Source organism: Phaeodactylibacter xiamenensis (genome assembly GCF_965229835.1).
GTDB lineage: Bacteria > Bacteroidota > Bacteroidia > Chitinophagales > Saprospiraceae > Phaeodactylibacter > Phaeodactylibacter xiamenensis.
Genome location: NZ_OZ245931.1, coordinates 4,516,512 through 4,534,316, shown reverse-complemented (window position 1 = coordinate 4,534,316; position 17,805 = coordinate 4,516,512). Strand labels below are relative to the sequence as shown.

The window sequence follows — 17,805 nt, the reverse complement described above, 5'->3', positions numbered from 1 at the left end:
ATGAATAAATACCTGCTTGCCTACATTGATGAAGAAGCTGAGGATCGAGAAGCCTTTGAGTTGTACTTCGATGAATATGAGAACGAATTTGAAGTCAAGTTCATTGAACCTGGTGGTAAAACCATGAGCCAGATCATTGATGAGATTATTGATCTCAAGCCTGACATGGTTATTGTTGATTATTACCTGAAGAACAAGGACGCTACAGTGTTGGAAAACGGTGACGCACTGATGCAAAGAATCACCGATCGCAAGCCTCTGCTTCCTGTAGTAATGCTGACATCATTTATGAAGAATGCTGCTCGCAGTTTTCTTCCTCCCGAAAAGCGGAAAAGCATTCTGGAAAAGTCATTGCTCAATGATGTTGGGGATACAGAGCTTAAAAATGAGGTAGTCGATTATATCATGTACTATCGGGATTTGGTACAGAAATACAAAGAGGAATTTGCTGGGCTTCAGGAAAAAGCCGAGAAGTCCGAAGATGAGAAGGCTAGAATGATAGAATTAGACATGATTCTGGAAGAAGCAGTAGATCGCCAATCTGCCATCAAAAGCGAACATAAAACGGATGAAAAGTTAGGAGCGCTCAAGACATTGATTACGGAGACCAAGGAACTTTTGAAAGAATTTAAAAAAGACCCCGATGCCTGATTTCAGAACGCACGACATTGGAAATACTTGCACAAAGACTTACAAGGTTTATGGATCATACAAACCTTGGTTGATAACTGATTTCAATCAAAAATGCGGTTATTGCAATGATCACGATTCATGGGCAGGTGGGAAACGCGGGATGCAAATCGACCATTTTGCTCCTAAAAAAAAGTTTCCGGATTTCGAATGCATATATGAGAACCTTATTTATTCATGTTTTTACTGTAACAATCACAAGTCAGATGATTGGGTAACCGAACACCACAACCAGCCTGTGAGCGATGATAATTTATCAGGGTACATTCATCCGAGGGGGGCAGAATATATAGCAGCTTTTACTAGAGATGATGATGGAAAAATTATTGCACTTACAGACGTTGCCAGGTATATGTACCGTCAGCTTTGCCTGGGCCTTAGAAGGCATGAACTAATCCACATACTGGAAGAACTTTTCAATCTATGGGAGCAGTTAAACCAACTCGCAATAGATACATCTATTCCACAAGCTAAACGGGACATTCTCGTTAACCAACGCAAAGAAATCTCTGACAAGTTTATGGAGTATCTAACCGAGTATCGAAAAACCCTGAACAACTAGAGGTTAATGACCAAGGAAGTCAATACATATCTCCAGTCTTATTCTACCGACCCCATCGAAGTAGATCGGTTAATCGTGTCTGCCTTCCTGTATTCCTTGGGCTTGGAAAATACCACTAAAGCATTCTTGCAACCATATCTGATTCAAGAAAAGGATAAGGATTTTGAAGGCTTAAATGAGTTTCTTCCAATATGCCAGTTCACCGAACTCGAAGAACTTATTCAGGTATTCGAGTTTGTCATTTCGCCCGAGGAGAAAGTTATAACGGGAGCAGTTTACACCCCCAAAAACATTCGGGAATACATTGTTGATCAGTGTTTCAATTCCCTTGATGATCTCGCCAACGTCAAAATCTGCGATCCCGCTTGCGGTTGCGGGGGCTTTCTTTACACCGCAGCAAAAGCCATACGCGATCAAACGGGTAGAACTTACGAAACCATTTTTGCCGAGAACGTCTACGGGCTGGACATACAGCAATACGCTATCAACCGCTCCAAACTGCTGCTAACGTTGCTAGCACTTACCGAAGGTGAAAATACCGACTTCCAGTTTAACCTTGAAAAAGGCAATGCACTCAATTTCAAATGGACAGATCATTACGAAAGCTTTGCGGGGTTTGATGCAGTAGTGGGCAACCCTCCCTATGTTTGTTCGCGCAACATTGATGAAGAATCCCGAGAACTCATTTTTGACTGGAAAGTGAGCGGTTCGGGTCACCCCGATCTGTACATTCCCTTTTTTCAAATTGGTTTTGAAAACTTGCGTCCTCAGGGAGTTTTAGGTTTCATTACCATGAACACCTTCTTCAAAAGTGTAAACGGACGTGCATTGCGCCAGTATTTTGCAGATGAAGCTATTGCACTGAAAATCCTGGACTTTGGCGGTAATCAGATTTTTCAAAGTAAGTCCACATACACCTGTATCTGCTTCCTCCAAAAGAATGAATCACAAACAGTACAGTATGCACAAGTGGGGGAGGAATCGCTAACTGAAAACATCCCGTTCCAGCGAATCAACTATACAAAACTCAATCATAAAAACGGTTGGAACCTGCAGTACCATGATTTACTTACCCAAATTGAAGAGGCTGGTTCCGCATTCGGAGATTTATACCGCACACGTAATGGAATTGCTACGCTTAAAAACGACATTTATATCTTCAATGCAATAAGAGAAGATGATGAATTCTTTTACCTCCAAAACGGAGCCGAATATCCCATAGAGAAGGGGGTTTGCAAGGAAATCATTAACCCCAACAAACTTACTCAAGCCAGGAGTATTAAAGAGCTGCGGCATAAAGCAATATTCCCATACAAGTTCAACAAACAAGGAGACGCCAAGCTCATTTCTCCTGAAGAATTTAAAAACCTCTATCCGAGAGCATATGATTACCTAAAGGTCAAAAAAGATGTTTTGGCTGAACGTGATAAAGGGAAAGGAAAATATGAATATTGGTATGCTTATGGCCGCAACCAGTCACTAGAGCGATTTAAGAAGAAACTGTTCTTTCCACACATCACGCCCCACATTCCAAACTATACCATTAGCGATGATGAAGATTTACTTTTCTATAATGGTATTGCCGTAGTGTCAGACGATGAACAGGAATTAAAATTCCTTCAAAAACTGATGAGTTCAAGACTGTTTTGGTTTTATGTAGTTCATTCAAGCAAACCTTATGGTTCGGGCTACTATTCGTTAAGCAGAAATTACATAAAAAATTTTGGTGTCTATAACTTCGATGAAGATGAACGTGAGTACATCATAAACCAAAATGATTCGAATGAACTAAATTTTTTCATAGAAGCAAGGTATGAGATTGACATACCAGAATAGAATACCTCGCGCTATTTGCACATTGCTTTCCTCGTTCCTGCGGTTGCAAAGAGCAAATGCCGAAAAAAAGCAATATAAACAGCTTACAACAACACCTATACGCAATGCCCTTAGGGACACACTGCGCATAGCCAAACCTTACCAGCATTTACGCTTATGCCCAATGCCATCACCTACCGTGCCGCCACTGGCGATAATGACTTGCAGGCCATTATGCAACTGCAAAAGATCAACCTTCCGGCAAAAATTACGGCGGAAGAGCTGAAAGAGCAGGGCTTTGTCACCGTAGATCACGATATGGAGACGCTACGGGATATGAACACGCCCTTTGGACACAGCACAGCATGGGATGGAAACACCCTGGCAGGCTACGCGCTGGTAATGGAGACTCGTTTTCGCGACCGCATTCCGATCTTATTCCCCATGTTTGAACTGCTCGACGGGGTTGTTTGCCAAGGTAAGCCACTACAGGAATGGGCTTACTTTGTGATGGGTCAGGTGTGTGTGGCCAAGCCCTACCGGGGAAGTGGCGTTTTCGCCGGATTGTACCGGGATATGCAGGAGCGCCTGTCCGGGGATTTTGATTTTATCATTACTGAAATCTCTACCCGTAACCCCCGGTCGATACGGGCGCATGAGAAGGTGGGTTTCCAAAACATACACGAGTATACCGACCCGTGGGGGGAGCATTGGGTGGTGGTTGCTCTGGGGTTAAGAACTAAGACTTAGCCGCCGGGCTCTCCTTAGCCGGGCGCAACAGGAAGAATAAGCCTACCAGCATAAAGGGAATACTCAGCAGCTGTCCGGTGCTCAGTCCCGCGTTCACGGCCGACTCAAACCCACCCTGACTCGTCTTGAAGTACTCCAGCCCAAAGCGGATGACGCCCAAAACCAGCAGCAGGAACAAACCGAACATGCGGCCCAGGCGGTTCTTCGCATCGGTTTTCCAGTACACCCAATAGAGCAAAAAGAAAGTGAGCAGATAACTAATGGATTCATACAGCTGCACCGGATGGCGGACCGGCACCTCGCTGAGCGCTACGCAAAACTTACCGCTTGCCATTTCCGCCACTTCCACGCAACCCTGGCCGGCACGCTCAATGCAGGCCGAGCACTTTTCCCAGAGGTTGGTCTCGTTGCGGGGAAATTTAAAGCCCCAGGCGACGTCAGTAGGCTTCCCTACAATTTCGGAGTTCATCAGATTGCCCAGGCGGATGAAGCACCCGGCAAGGGCAGTGGGGACCACCACTTTGTCCAGTACCCAGAGAACGGAGCGCTTTGACTCAAAACGGGAGAAAATCCAGAGGGCGAGGATGATGCCTATCGCTCCGCCGTGGCTGGCCAGCCCGCCTTTCCACACCATAGGGATTTCAGTAAGATGCTGGGAGTAGTAGTCCCAGTCGTAGAAGAACACATGCCCCAAACGGGCGCCTACCACAGCCCCCACGACCATGTAAATGAAGATACGGTCCAGCCACTCTTCGGGCGCATTTTCGGCTTTGAACATCGCCTTCACAATGTACAAGCCTGCCAGAAAGCCGGCAGCGAAGAGCAGCCCGTACCAACGCAGGGTTAGCGGGCCAAGGTTAATGATTTCAGGGGAAGCCGTCCAGGTGATGTAGGCCAAAAGATCTTGCATAGGTATTGACTTGTGCCCCAATATTAGGCATGTTTTAGCGGTTTTTGGGCGCTTATCGGTTAATTTTTTGATAATTTGGATGCCCACGGAACGGAGCGGTTCCACTATATAACGCATCAAACCCTTTCAAATGCCTGTGATTGACAAAGAACGCCCTGTACTCGTCACCGGAGCTTCCGGCTACATCGCTTCCTGGATTGTCCGCTTCCTGCTGGAGGAGGGCCACTTGGTACACGCTACCGTAAGGGATACAACCCAACCAGAGAAAGTCGCTCACCTTACTGAAATCGCCAGCCGGGAATCGGGCCAGCTCAGGCTTTTTGAGGCAGACCTGCTGAAAGCCGGGTCATTCGCAGAGGCGATGAAAGGTTGTGCGCTGGTGATACACACGGCCTCGCCATTCCAACTTAACACCAAAGACCCGCAGCGCAGCCTGATCGACCCGGCACTGAAGGGCACCCGAAATGTGCTGGAAACGGCCAAACATACTCCCGGGGTGCAGCGGGTGGTACTGACTTCAAGCGTAGCAGCAATCTACGGGGATGCGATAGAGCTGGAAAGCGCTCCCGGGCAGGTTTTTACGGAGGAACAATGGAATGAAAGCAGCTCCCTCAGGCACCAGCCTTATTCTTACTCCAAGACGGTAGCCGAACGGGAGGCCTGGAAAATCGCTGGTACGCAGTCTGAGTGGGACCTGGTCACTATCAACCCAGGCTTTGTGATGGGGCCATCCCTTAGTCAGCGTACCGATGGTACAAGTACACAGTTTATGCAATCTATGGCCAACGGGCAATTCAAAGCAGGTGCACCGGACTTATACTTCGGTGTGGTAGACGTCAGGGAAGTAGCCCGGGCACATCTCCTGGCAGGATTTCTATCCGAAGCGGAAGGCCGGCATATCTTGTCTGCTTCAGAGCATAGCATACTGGAAATGAGCCATATGCTTCGGGAAAGCTATGGCGACAAATATCCCTTCCCGAAAAAATCACTCCCCAATATCTTCCTTTATCTGTTTGGTCCCTTCCAGGGCTTTTCCTGGAAATACCTGCGCCGCAATCTCGGCTACCCCCTGCGTTTCAACAACCGAAAAAGCCGGGCAAAACTGGGGCTGAAATACCGCTCGGTAGCGGAGACCCTCCGCGAGCACATCCAACAATTGGAAAAAGACGGGTTACTGTAAGCCTAAGCCAGTTTTTTCATACGGACATACCCATTGACGGTCAGCAGAAGGATAGCGCCAACGAATAACCAAATAAAGGTAGCGTTTAGTCCCGTCTGATGCCCCAATCCAATCTGCAGAATACCCCAGTGAATATACGCCAGCAGCAGGTTAGTCACGAACATGATGGCAGAGATCAGCAGCCTCGACTCCCCGATCAACGCCTCTCGGTTCTCGTCGGTGACCTTAACCGGGAAGTTGTAATTTTTGGGGTCGCGCCCGATTAGCCCCACCAGTACCGAAGTCGCAATAGCGATTCCCGGCAACAAGAAAATCATTGCTCTGGGGCCGTAATCATCCGCCTGACCACCCGCATTAAAGTGTATCGGCATTTGTTCCGGCAGGGAGCCGTAGTAAAACAGCCCGGTAGCCAGCATGAAAGCGATGCCGGCCAGGCTTAGCACATCCAGCGTAAAAAACAGTTGACGATTCATAGGTTAAGTATTCATTGCCAAAAAGGGTATCCGATTAAAATTACTCAATCCTAGCATCATGGAGCCTCCCGGGGATTGACCCTCAGCCCCCGCAGCCGGTTCAGCGCAGCTGCCAGCTCGAGAGATCGGAAAGCCGCATAATCACCATTTGGTTCCTTCTGCAAAACGCCAAGCCCCTGCTGTTCGATATCCTGCATGACCCGGTTTAGAGCTTCGGGCAGAGTTGCTTCGCCCAGGTAGCGCCGGAGGTAAAGCAGGGCATCCGCAACAGCGTTCAGTTGACCGTTTTCCACCAGTTGGGCAACGGCGGAAAGGTCGATGTCGTGCTCGCCAAACTGTATGCTGCGGGTGTCAAAAGCCCGGACTTTCACCCGTTTCCCTTTTTGGGCATTCAGGCTTTCGGGCAGGGGTATGCGCCGGGATTGAGTGGGAAAGGCAGCGGGCGTTTCCACTGACCGGGGCTGGGGGAACTCCTGCGCGACGGACCTGGCACGCGCGGTCAGGTCTTCCGGCTGGTAGGCATTCATACCGATGACGGTGTCTGCAGCATCGAGGTAGAGCCCGGAGCCGCCGAGCACCAGCACCGTACTGACGCCCTGCTCCTCGTACAACTGCCGGATGCGGTCCACAAAAGGCGTGATAGGCTCCCGCTGCTGCGGAATAAGCGCCTGCATGCGCTGATCGCGGATCATAAAATTGGTGGCGGAGGTGTCTTCGTCAATGAGCAGTGCCGTTGCCCCGGCTTCCAGGGCCTCCATCACATTGGCGGCCTGGGAGGTGGAGCCGCTGGCATTGGGGGTGGAAAACTGCTGGGTGGGCTGCCCGCCCGGCAGGTTGTTGATGAAGGGGGAAATGTCGACCCGCTCAATGTAGCGCCCGTCCTCTGCCCGTATCTTGGCGGCACCTGGCTGACTGACTACAAAAGAGCGCCCATCTCCCGGAATGTGATTGTAAACACCCAGCTCAATCGCGCGCAGCAGGGTAGATTTGCCGTGAAAGCCCCCGCCCACAATCAGCGTAATGCCCTCGGGAATGCCCATGCCGCTTATCGTACGGTTGGGCAGCTCCACTTCCACCTGTAGGCTATCAGGCGACTGGAAAGGCAAACCGCCAGGCATAGGGCGGTCATCCACCCCGCTGGCCCGGGGCAGGATAGCGCCATCGGCTACAAAAGCGACAAGGCCTAATTCCGGGAGGCGGCTCCGCAGGGCATCTGCATCCTCATTGGTGAAGATATGCTCCTTCAAAATAGTTTCGTCCTGCACGGCAAAGGGCAGGCTGTGGGCTACGATTTGAGGGATCTCCTGCTCAAAAATGGCTGCCGCCTGCCGCCCGGCGATGCGCCTCCCGAAAGCTGGCAGCCCCACCCGGAAGCGGGCTTCAATCCAGTCGTCCCGGAGCACCACCGACGTCCGTTCCAGTATTTCCTGCCCGGGCTGCGCGATGAATACCGCCCCGCTTTTTCCACTACCCCGGTTGCCTTTACTGAATCGGCGGCACGCCCGGCTAAACTGCCGGTTGAGGTAATCGCACAGGGCGACCCGCCGGCTTTTGTTGGCCTGCGCCCAATCGGGGAAGGTGTTCCGGATGCGCACCCGCACCCGGCTTGGGGCCGCAAAGGGGTCGCCCTGCACATGGTCGATAGACAACTCAAAATCTTCAAAAGCGTACTGCCCGCGGATGTCCTTGTAGGCTTTGTAGCTTTTGCCGTCGAGGTGATGGAGGGTGGCTTGTAGTTGTTGGGTGGTTTTCATGCGGGGAAGTTAGGGAGATTGCTGCATAGCTTGTAATTTTCCCTATCTTCCCTTCAAAAATGCTCGATCAGCCCAGCCCAATCCGTGAAGGGGAAGCCCTCGATCAGGAAGCCCTCCAAGCCTACCTGCGGCAGCACTGGGATGGCTTCAGGGAAATAGAAGGCATCCAACAATTCCCCGGTGGCTATTCCAACCTGACTTACCTGCTCCAAACCAATGCAGGGGAAGCCGTGCTCCGCCGGCCGCCCTTTGGCGCCAACATCAAGAGCGCCCACGATATGGGGCGGGAGTACCGGGTATTGTCCAAACTCAAACCGGTACTGAAAACCATTCCACAGCCCATCGTCTACTGTGAGGACGAGGCGGTCATTGGCGCGCCCTTTTACCTGATGGAGCGAGTGGAAGGCATCATCCTGAGGGGCAATTTAGCCAAACAGTTGCAATGGGCACCCGAACAAATGCGGCAGATCTCGGAGTCTGCGGTGGATGCGCTGGCAGCCCTTCACCAAATTGATATTGAGGCGACCGGGCTCATCGAGCTGGGCAAGCCCGAGGGCTACGTCGGCCGGCAGGTAGAGGGATGGATCAAGCGGTATTACAAAGCCGAAACGGACAAGGTGCCTGCTATGGACGAGCTGGCAAAATGGATGCAGAAAAATAAGCCTGCAGATGGCCCCGCCGGGCTGATCCACAACGACTTCAAATACGACAACCTGGTGCTCGGCCCGGACCCACCCCATAACATCCGCGCCATCCTCGACTGGGAAATGGCTACGGTGGGCGACCCGCTGATGGACCTGGGCACCACCCTCGCTTACTGGACCGAGCCGAAAGAAGCCCGCCTCATGCCCCTGGCTGCCGCCAACCTGACCTGGCTGCCCGGCAACCTCAACCGGCAGGAGGTGCTGGACCGCTATGCACAGCAGCGGGAAATAGTGATCCCTAACCCGGTCTTCTACTACGTCTTTGGCGCTTTCAAGATCGGGGTGATCGTGCAACAGATTTACTACCGCTACAAAAAGGGGCATACGCAGGACCCGCGCTTTGCGAATTTGCTGCAAGCGGTGCGGTATTTTGGGCAGCGGGGGCGGGTGGCGTTAATGGCGGATCAGGTATCCGGGCAGGGTTAAACTACTTGAAGGAAGAAATTCCTATTTCAGATACCCTTTTCCTTGTAGTTATGACTATTGAACAACCAAACGCTTCACTTCCTGATTCGCTCCATCCCTAGTAATTGCCTGCACCCAGTATACGCCAGGTGTAAGCGGCTCTAAATTGATAGCATAAGGCCCGCTGTCTCCACTCATTTTTTGAGAGAGGGATAACCGACCGGTTCCATCAAAAAACCTTAATAAAACATCCTCGCCTACAGGTAACTCAGCATAAACTTTTTGAGCCGTGGGGTTTGGAAATAACTTCCACCGTTGAGCGGAAATGTCGTTTAGCCCACTTGCTAACAGAACCTCAAAACTGAAGCTCGCAGTACATCCATTTGCATCCGTAACGGAAAGGCTGTAAAACCCTGGCTCAAGCGACGATAAGAAAGGCCCGGTGTGGCCGTTGTCCCATTCGTAGGCATAAGGCGGTGTACCACCAATAAGACTGTCTAAAGAAATACTGCCCAGGCTACTCTCGGTTGCAGGTTCTATTGTGGCAAAAGCGTTAATTGAATCTAAGGCTGGCACTTCAAAGAACAGGGTGTCCTGGCATAGGGAGCTGTCCGTCACGACCGCTACGTATGCACCTGATAGGAGCTGGGTGTTTGACGCTATAAGCTGGCCGGCGGTGTCAATGACCTGATAAGAAAACGGGGCAATGCCTGATGCCATCAGCACCACTTCGCCATTGGCTTCTCCCGGGCATTCCGGAGGCAGGACTTCTAATGCGGCAAGTTCTAGTTTCGGCTGCTCAAAGGCCCCAAGATCAACCGCCCCGTCTTGTATCCGTGGTGCCCCCAACAAATCTGTAGACAGGTTGAATGCCTGAACGATAGAGTCCAGCCCGGCATCAATCGCTGGTGAGCAGGAGGACAGCCGGAAATCCCCTCCATCAATATCTACAATTTCTGAGTCTGTAGCTAAAATCACCCCTTCTCCGCAGGCCTCATCGCCCCCGGGCATATCACAATCGGGAGCAGTGAAGATGCTATGGCTGACTTTGTAATCGTATAGGTTGTCTTCTACCCCTTGAATAATTCCATTCAACAGGTGGTTGCGCATGGTCTCTGCTCCAGCCTGTTGAAAAACGCAGTTGTAAATGTGCATGTCATTGTAGAAAGTTTCGTAGTCAAAATCGGGGGAGCGATTTTTCACAATAGTGTAGCTGCCATTTTCAATGAATGAGCAATTAAGCAAGGTGGATTCGACAAGGCCATGCCCACTTGTGATTTCTAATGCGCCCGTATTATGTGCAAAAAGACAATTATAGAATAAGCTATAGCATTTGGTAGGGCTCCCTAAATCTCCCAGTACGACAAAACCTCCTCCGAGAATAGGGCCTCCATTATTATTAATAAATTGTGTATTCGAAACGGTTTGGTAAGAAGTGATCTCTCCGCCGAGAAAGGTTGTCTGAAATCCAGCTCCACGGGTAGTGGATTTATTATTGATGAAGGAAACAGAATCTATCTCCAGGAAATATTCTGACCCGTTTGGTCCCGCTATTGAAAGGGAAACGCCCCCGCCCCATGCATTACCGGATTCGTTGCCATCGAAGGTGCTTCGGTAGATTTTTAACCCCGAAGCCCCTCCTGAGGAGAATAAATCGACATCAAAGAAAACCCCTCCACATGATGCAGAATAATTGTTCAGAAACTTAGTATCAGCAACAATGACTTCGGAGCCCCCTGTTGCGGATAAGAAGTTAGCTCCACCTCCAGACACAACTGTCTGATTTTCTTCAAACTCACATTCCTGCAATAGTAAAGGCTGAGCCAGGGCTACCACATTTATGCCTCCTCCATAGAGGGCATAATTATACCCAAAGGTACATTGTTTAAAGATCAGCGTATCAGAAGTGCTGCCATTATCCTCACTTCTATGAAAGGCACCTCCGCTGACAGTAGCCCGATTAGAAATAAAATGGCAATTTTCAAGCCTTGGCGTAATGCCTAGATTGTCCGGGCTGTTCACGCCGATTGCAGCCCCGTAGGAACCGCTGTTGCCTTCAAAGGTACAGTTACGGATAATCATTTTAGATGCCGAAGTGTCCCCCTCCTCGGTTGTAATAAACAGCCCTCCCCCATAGCGGGTATCAAAGGTATTGCCATTGCTATTGCCATGCCTGATATGGAAACGGTCTAAGACCGTATGCTCATCGGGGCTGCGGGCCGTCAGTACGTGATAGCAGTTATCTGTGCTATCCGTAAATACGCCAATATCTCCACTCAATATGCTGAGTACACCTGTGGTGTCCCGCTCTTCAAATGTAGCTTCATTGCCCAGAAACCCTCCAAATATTTTCACCCCTTTTGGGATTTCATAGGTCGCATGCCGGTCCGTGCCATCTGTCGGTCGATAGAACCCCTGGGCCACCCATATAGAATCGCCTGCTTCTGCTACCTCCAACGCGCTGGATAAGTTGGAGTAGGCCGTCAACCATTGCACCCCGTCCTCAATTCCTGATGTATTACCCCTGTCCACTATTATTCGTTTGCTTTGAGCTTCCAGGGAGGGAAAAAGCCCAAAGATTACGAGAGCTATGATAAAATAAAGCCGCATCTGTGAATGATTTTCGTAAAAGCAAAACAGAAAGGCTTTAGAGATAATGAAGCCTTATAAGTTGGATTTTGAAAACGGTTAAGTAAATTAGAGATTGCTAGTTGTAAAAATAATGATTTTCTTGACATCTTCGCATTGTAAATGTTAAACTTAAGCTGTCTTGCGTTTTTCGTAATATTGATGAAAAACGAAAAACCTGCCGCCCCTTTATGACCCAGGTGACCTGAATTCTTTATAATGCCTGACCATATGGTCAACTCCCTTATTAAAATATTAATAAAATGATAATTAGCCCTATCTTTTAGACGTTACCGGCGACTTTCGCGTTTACAACACAACCTTTACCCCAAAACAATTTGGCTATGAACCGATCATCATTTTTTCTCTTCTTCTCCCTGAGCCTGGTCTTTTGCCTGCAGGCACAGGGAAATACGCATCAGGAATACCTGGAACGCTTCAAGGAAATTGCTATCCTGGAAATGGAGCGGACCGGCATCCCGGCAAGCATCAAACTGGCGCAGGGGCTCCTGGAGTCTGGTGCAGGTACAAGCGACCTGGCCCGGCGTGCCAACAACCACTTTGGCATTAAATGTGGCAGTGGCTGGAATGGCCGGACGTACTACAAGAAGGACGATGATGTCAATGACCGGGGGGAGCTGATCGAATCCTGCTTCCGCAGCTATAAAAACCCCGATGCCAGTTACCGGGCACACTCCGAATTCCTGCGCGACCCAAACAAGCAGTTCCGCTATGGGTTTCTTTTCCGGCTGGATCCCACCGACTATAAAGCCTGGGCAAGGGGGCTCAAGCAGGCAGGTTACGCCACCAGCGCGACCTACGCCAGCAAGCTTATCGATATTATTGAGCGTTATGAACTGCACCGCTACGATCGTATGACCTCCACCGGTATTATCGCGGGCGGTGATACCGGTGTGCCGCAACTGGGTGGCGATGGGACCGATGCCCCTAACGTAGTCATAGCCGGTCAGGTCTTTACCAACAACGATGTGCAGTACGTGCTGAGCATGTCCGGTGAGACCCTGCAGGAAATTGCCCTCCGTACCAACTCCGACCTCACCGACCTTGTGCGCTACAACAACAACCAATACAGCCGTAACCGCCAACTGGAGCAGGGCACGGTCATCTACCTGCAGTCCAAGCGCAACAGCTTCAGGGGGCAGCGGCAGTGGCACTATGTGAAAAAGGGCGAAACCATGTTCAGCATTTCCCAAATCTACGGTATCGACCTCGACCGCCTGTACCGGCGTAATCAGTTGGAAAAAGGTCAGATGGCAGCCGTTGGCGAGCGCCTGAAGATACGGGGCTGGAATGTTAGCGACCCTCCCAAATTGGGACGGGAAGTGGAAGCGCCATCCTCTGTGCCCGACCGCGACGACGTGATGGACTTCCCGGAACCTGAGCCACCATCCATTGACGAGGGCCCAGTCAATCCTATCGTAATCGAAGATGAGGTCTTTGAGCCCGATAGTGACTTCGACTTTGATGATGACTTTCTGGACCCCATCACCCCGCCACCGGGCAACCGCCCTGACCCCAGGCCCGATAACCGTCCGACCTGGAATGACCGGCCCAGCCAGCCAGATACCGATAATGGGTTTGACAGGGATGACTGGTTCAACTCAGATGATGACCCGGCGCCCAATCCGCCACAGCCGGACCCTCGACCTGTACAGCCTTCCGGCAGCTTACATACCGTTGTAAAAGGAGACACCCTATTCAACATCAGCCGCCGCTACAACCTGACAGTTGACCAGCTCAAAGCACTGAATGGGCTGACCAGCAACACCATATTCATTGGTCAGCAGCTGAAAGTGCGGTAAGGTAATGCAAGTGACCGGAGCGCTATTTCCTGTATAGCGCTCCGGTTATTTCGTAATAATTCAAGACCTTTGCGCAAAACCGGAATTATGAAGCAACGGATACTCATGATGATAATCGCCGCGCTGAGCGTGGCAGGACTACAAGCCCAGGGCACCGTATACGGCATCAAGGGAGGGTTCACGCTGGCTACACAACAGTGGGACGCCATCAATACCAATGCCCTGATTTTGCCTCAGGGCGATTTTTTTATTGAAGATGTGCCGGAAAGCAATGCATTCTCGCTCTTTGCTTCTCTGGGCTACCACCCAAAGGGCAGTGCTCTGCGGAACCGCTTTTTCAATAACGTCCTCAACGGGCAGCTCACCCGCGTGCCACCGGAGCGCTTCATTTTCCACAACGCCTCTCTGGTGCTGGGCGCCAAGCAAAAGTTTGACATCGGCAGGGGGGAAAGCCGTTTTTTCTACTCCATCGGTGTACGGGCGGATTATACCTTTGACACCAACCTGAATGAATTTGATGAGATTAACAATTTCTTCTTCTCTACGCTTCCGGTCAATGACCCCACCTACATCCGGGAGTTCAACTACGGGGTGACGATAGGCGGCGGTATGGAGTACAACCTTGGTGATTTTGTCGGCATGTCACTGGAACTCAACCTCCACCCGGACTTTTCGTTCCAATACGAGCAGCCGGAGATTGGGAATGTAACCGACCCCTTCACCGGCAACCAAACTACGATACCGGAGCGGCAAATCCGAAATATTGCCTTTGAGGTGAGCCTTGGGTTTCGCTTCCTTCGTGAGATAGTTTATATCGACTAACAGATTCTTCCATTCAACCATACACATGCGACTCAGAAGCGACGGGCTGGAAAAAATTTACGGTAAGCGAAAAGTAGTCAAGGGCGTTTCCCTCGAAGTTAATCAGGGGGAAATCGTCGGGCTGCTGGGGCCGAATGGTGCCGGGAAGACGACCACGTTTTACATGGTGGTCGGCTTCATCAAGCCTAATGTCGGACAGGTATTCCTGGAGGGGGACAACATCACAGACCTGCCCATGTACAAGCGGGCACAGCGGGGCATCGGCTACCTCCCGCAGGAGCCTTCCGTTTTCCGCAAACTTAGTGTGGAAGACAATATCGCCGCCGTGCTGGAAATGATGCCCTACCCCAAAGCCGAGCAAAAGGAACGCCTGGAAAGCCTGATCAGTGAGTTTGGCCTGGAGAAGGTCCGTAAAAGCCGGGGGGACACCCTTTCTGGCGGTGAACGCCGCCGTACCGAAATAGCCCGTGCCCTCGCTACCGATCCTAAGTTTATCCTGCTGGATGAGCCTTTTGCCGGTATTGACCCCATTGCCGTGGAGGACATTCAGTACATCGTAGCCAAACTAAAGACTAAGAACATCGGCATTCTCATCACCGACCACAACGTGCAGGAAACCCTCTCCATTACCGACCGGGCCTACCTCATGTTTGAGGGGAATATCCTCAAGGCCGGCACAGCTGAAGAACTCGCTGCCGATGAGATGGTCCGTAAGGTCTACCTCGGTAAGAACTTTGAACTCCGAAGAAAAGTCATCGACCTCAATGAAGAACGCTAGTTTAGTCTTCTTAATACTGAGCGTTTTGCTCTGGCCGTCCTGCGAGTCTCAGGAAACGGGCATCCGGCTGACTTCCAGTGAGCGCATCCGTATTGACAGCCTGGCCAAGAAGCAGATTGACAGCCTTGTGCCCGTATTGGACAGCCTGTGTACGGTAAATAAGGACAAATTGATTGAGCAGGCGCTGGATTCCATCATTGAATTGCGACAGCAGGAAGAGCAGACCCTTCGCGAGCGTATCATGCGAAAACAGCAACAGCAATGAGCAGACTTTCCATTCTCCTCGCTCTGACCGCCTTCCTCGCCTCCTCCTGCGGCGAAGATAACCGCAACCGGATTGCAGTAGAAAAGATGATTCAGGAAGAGGTCACTCAGCGTGTCGCCACTTACCGGGAAAACCGCACCCAACGCTGTTATCAGGATGCCGTTAAGGAAGCAAGCTCCCTCGCGGATTCCATCCTGCTGCTGCAGGCCCGCCTGAACCGGGATACCGCTTCCAAACCTCCGCGGCCCACCCGCCCGGAGCGGCCCGCTGCCAAAAAACTGCGCGATTCCCTATTGAAGGTCGCCCCACTGCTCTCAGAAGACAGTATCCTCAAGCTCCTGAGGCTGGATTCACTGCAGCGGGACTCCCTGCAGCCTGATACCATCGGGGCGCCTCTCAATCAGTAGGGCCCGCGTTCCGGTAAAAGTATTTGTATAGCTTTTCATTCAGCTTGCCCACAAGGCGCAGTGCATCAAACTCATCCTGATCTTCCCGTGGAAAAATACTGCCCCAGAATTTCTGAAAGTCATTCAAACGCTGATAGTAGGGAAAAGGCGGAGGCGGGCTTTTCAGTTGCTCGCCCAGTATAACCATCGCTTCCACCCCATCAGAGTAGTCTTTGTTGGTCCTGCCAAAGCTGAGGATGAATGCCGGTTTTTGCGCCAGCGTAATGCTCGCGTCCGGCTCCAGGTCTGCATTCAGCAGGTGCCCCTGAAAATTACCGGCTTTAAGTTCAGGCGTGAAGTAATCGTAGGTGAACCGAATGTCCGAAAAGTCATACGACTCCCGGAATGCCCGGTACATGTTATTGTTGAAAGTCCGGGTCTCTTCCCGGGTGGCCGCCAGTTCTTTTTCCAGCCATTTGGCCCGCCGGTTCGTATTGTCGTCATTTTCCAGCGCATCCTGCAGGGCTGTCATTTTGCGCTGATTGGACGGCAGGCGGATGATCAGGGTGCCGTTGCGCAAGTCTTTGATAGCCGCAACCGGAGCACTTACAGGAACGGCTGTGGTATCCTGAGCGTACGAAACGATGCCAAAAGCCATAAGTGCAAGCAGTAGCGTCAATCTGGAAAGCATAGTGGAATGTTTAATGTTAAAAAAGTATTATTTACCGGACAAAATTGAGCCTTTTCGCTTAAGTAATTGTATTAAGTGGCTGATCTTGCGAATTTAGGGCAAGGACCCGAACACCCTGCCCTATTGTGTGAAAAAATTAGCAACTTTGCAGACCTGAACAACGAAATGACCATGCAATCAGTAGACATTGAAGCCCTCAATCAGCAAATTTACCTGGACAGCGCTTTTGTAGACCGCCTGAACCAGGAAACCGCGCAGGTGATCGTGGGGCAAAAGCATATGCTGAACCGCTTGCTCCTGGGGCTGCTCACCAAAGGGCACGTCCTCCTCGAAGGCTTGCCGGGACTTGCCAAAACGCTGGCGATTAAGACCCTTTCTCAGGCTATTGATGCCCGGTTCAGCCGTATTCAGTTTACGCCCGACCTGCTGCCGGCCGATATCATCGGTACCATGATTTACAATCCGCAGCAAAATGAGTTCACCGTGCGTAAAGGTCCGGTCTTTGCCAATTTTGTGCTGGCTGACGAGATCAACCGGGCGCCTGCCAAAGTGCAGAGTGCCCTGCTCGAAGCCATGCAGGAGCGGCAGGTTACTATCGGCAATCAGACCTTCAGCCTGGAGGAGCCTTTTCTCGTACTGGCCACCCAAAACCCCATCGAGCAGGAAGGAACTTACCCCCTGCCCGAGGCGCAGGTCGACCGCTTCATGCTCAAGGTAAAGATTTCCTACCCCAACAAGGAGGAGGAACGCGAGATCATCCGGCGGGTACTGGGCAGCGATAACTTCGGTAAAGTCAGCCCGGTCGTGAAGCCGGAGGAAATCCTCCAGGCGCGCCAATCTGTGCGCAAGATCTACATGGATGAGAAAATCGAGCGCTACATCCTCGATATCGTTTTTGCCACCCGTGAGCCCGACAGCTATCAGCTGGGCCGCCTGAAGCCCCTGATCAGCTACGGAGGCTCGCCCCGGGCAAGCATCAACCTGGCCCTGGCTGCCAAAGCGCAGGCTTTTCTCAACCGCCGTGGCTACGTCATCCCTGAGGATGTGCGTAATGTATGCCTCGATGTCATGCGCCACCGTTTGGGACTGACCTATGAAGCCGAAGCCGAAAACATCACACAGGAAGACCTGATCAACAAAATTCTCGATACCGTAGAAGTACCCTAAAT

Annotated in this window: 17 protein-coding genes; 12 read left to right on the top strand and 5 right to left on the bottom strand. The window is 51.1% G+C overall.

Annotated features, from left to right (window positions below; all coding sequences use genetic code 11):
- From ACO08I_RS17340 to ACO08I_RS17325, 4 genes are all read left to right on the top strand, one after another.
- Nucleotides 1-651 carry a hypothetical protein gene (locus ACO08I_RS17340; RefSeq protein WP_421946597.1) on the top strand — a complete coding sequence of 217 codons (651 nt, stop codon included), beginning with the start codon at nt 1-3 and terminating at the stop codon, nt 649-651.
- Nucleotides 644-1,252, top strand: a complete 609-nt coding sequence (locus tag ACO08I_RS17335) for an HNH endonuclease (RefSeq protein ID WP_421946596.1) — start codon at nt 644-646, stop codon at nt 1,250-1,252. The genes ACO08I_RS17340 and ACO08I_RS17335 overlap by 8 nt, the downstream gene beginning before the upstream one ends.
- A gap of 6 nt (nt 1,253-1,258) precedes the next feature.
- Nucleotides 1,259-3,088 carry an HsdM family class I SAM-dependent methyltransferase gene (locus ACO08I_RS17330; protein WP_421946595.1) on the top strand — a complete coding sequence of 610 codons (1,830 nt, stop codon included), beginning with the start codon at nt 1,259-1,261 and terminating at the stop codon, nt 3,086-3,088.
- A 156-nt stretch (nt 3,089-3,244) separates the two neighbouring features.
- Entirely contained in the window at nt 3,245-3,817 is a 573-nt protein-coding gene (locus ACO08I_RS17325) for a GNAT family N-acetyltransferase (RefSeq protein ID WP_421946594.1), read from the top strand.
- On the opposite strand, the gene lgt is transcribed toward ACO08I_RS17325, so the two are convergent.
- Entirely contained in the window at nt 3,807-4,727 is a 921-nt protein-coding gene (gene lgt / locus ACO08I_RS17320) for a prolipoprotein diacylglyceryl transferase (protein ID WP_421946593.1), read from the bottom strand. The two genes, ACO08I_RS17325 and lgt, sit on opposite strands and share 11 nt — an antisense overlap.
- 130 nt (nt 4,728-4,857) lie before the next feature.
- On the opposite strand from lgt, the gene ACO08I_RS17315 reads away from it, so the two are divergent.
- Nucleotides 4,858-5,907, top strand: coding sequence for an SDR family oxidoreductase (locus ACO08I_RS17315; RefSeq protein WP_421946592.1), 1,050 nt, complete (start codon nt 4,858-4,860; stop codon nt 5,905-5,907).
- 2 nt (nt 5,908-5,909) lie between these two features.
- On the opposite strand, the gene ACO08I_RS17310 is transcribed toward ACO08I_RS17315, so the two are convergent.
- Both ACO08I_RS17310 and ACO08I_RS17305 read right to left on the bottom strand, forming a co-directional pair.
- Nucleotides 5,910-6,380: a DUF1648 domain-containing protein gene (locus ACO08I_RS17310; protein WP_421946591.1), complete on the bottom strand. Its 471-nt coding sequence runs from the start codon at nt 6,378-6,380 to the stop codon at nt 5,910-5,912.
- 56 nt (nt 6,381-6,436) lie between these two features.
- Nucleotides 6,437-8,134: an ABC-ATPase domain-containing protein gene (locus ACO08I_RS17305; RefSeq protein WP_421946590.1), complete on the bottom strand. Its 1,698-nt coding sequence runs from the start codon at nt 8,132-8,134 to the stop codon at nt 6,437-6,439.
- A 59-nt stretch (nt 8,135-8,193) separates the two neighbouring features.
- Here ACO08I_RS17305 and ACO08I_RS17300 point away from each other — a divergent pair, with 59 nt between their 5' ends.
- Complete coding sequence (locus ACO08I_RS17300; protein ID WP_421946589.1) at nt 8,194-9,264, top strand: phosphotransferase family protein; 1,071 nt, start codon at nt 8,194-8,196, stop codon at nt 9,262-9,264.
- Nucleotides 9,265-9,318: 54 nt separating this feature from the next.
- Here ACO08I_RS17300 and ACO08I_RS17295 read toward each other — a convergent pair whose 3' ends face one another.
- Complete coding sequence (locus ACO08I_RS17295) at nt 9,319-11,853, bottom strand: choice-of-anchor Q domain-containing protein (protein WP_282784307.1); 2,535 nt, start codon at nt 11,851-11,853, stop codon at nt 9,319-9,321.
- Nucleotides 11,854-12,215: 362 nt separating this feature from the next.
- On the opposite strand from ACO08I_RS17295, the gene ACO08I_RS17290 reads away from it, so the two are divergent.
- The 5 genes from ACO08I_RS17290 (at nt 12,216) to ACO08I_RS17270 (ending at nt 15,966) form a co-directional block, all read left to right on the top strand.
- Entirely contained in the window at nt 12,216-13,694 is a 1,479-nt protein-coding gene (locus ACO08I_RS17290) for a glucosaminidase domain-containing protein (protein ID WP_421946588.1), read from the top strand.
- 87 nt (nt 13,695-13,781) lie between these two features.
- Nucleotides 13,782-14,516, top strand: coding sequence for a hypothetical protein (locus ACO08I_RS17285; RefSeq protein WP_282782591.1), 735 nt, complete (start codon nt 13,782-13,784; stop codon nt 14,514-14,516).
- A 25-nt stretch (nt 14,517-14,541) separates the two neighbouring features.
- Nucleotides 14,542-15,294 (top strand): LPS export ABC transporter ATP-binding protein, encoded by a 753-nt coding sequence (lptB, locus tag ACO08I_RS17280; protein ID WP_044218635.1) that lies wholly within the window; start codon nt 14,542-14,544, stop codon nt 15,292-15,294.
- Nucleotides 15,281-15,559 carry a hypothetical protein gene (locus ACO08I_RS17275; protein ID WP_282782589.1) on the top strand — a complete coding sequence of 93 codons (279 nt, stop codon included), beginning with the start codon at nt 15,281-15,283 and terminating at the stop codon, nt 15,557-15,559. Before lptB ends, ACO08I_RS17275 begins: the two co-directional genes overlap by 14 nt.
- Nucleotides 15,556-15,966, top strand: coding sequence for a hypothetical protein (locus ACO08I_RS17270; RefSeq protein ID WP_282782587.1), 411 nt, complete (start codon nt 15,556-15,558; stop codon nt 15,964-15,966). Before ACO08I_RS17275 ends, ACO08I_RS17270 begins: the two co-directional genes overlap by 4 nt.
- On the opposite strand, the gene ACO08I_RS17265 is transcribed toward ACO08I_RS17270, so the two are convergent.
- Nucleotides 15,956-16,636 (bottom strand): hypothetical protein, encoded by a 681-nt coding sequence (locus ACO08I_RS17265; protein WP_282782585.1) that lies wholly within the window; start codon nt 16,634-16,636, stop codon nt 15,956-15,958. The genes ACO08I_RS17270 and ACO08I_RS17265 overlap by 11 nt on opposite strands.
- A 171-nt stretch (nt 16,637-16,807) precedes the next feature.
- On the opposite strand from ACO08I_RS17265, the gene ACO08I_RS17260 reads away from it, so the two are divergent.
- Nucleotides 16,808-17,803, top strand: coding sequence for an AAA family ATPase (locus ACO08I_RS17260; RefSeq protein WP_282782583.1), 996 nt, complete (start codon nt 16,808-16,810; stop codon nt 17,801-17,803).
- Nucleotides 17,804-17,805 lie beyond the last annotated feature (2 nt).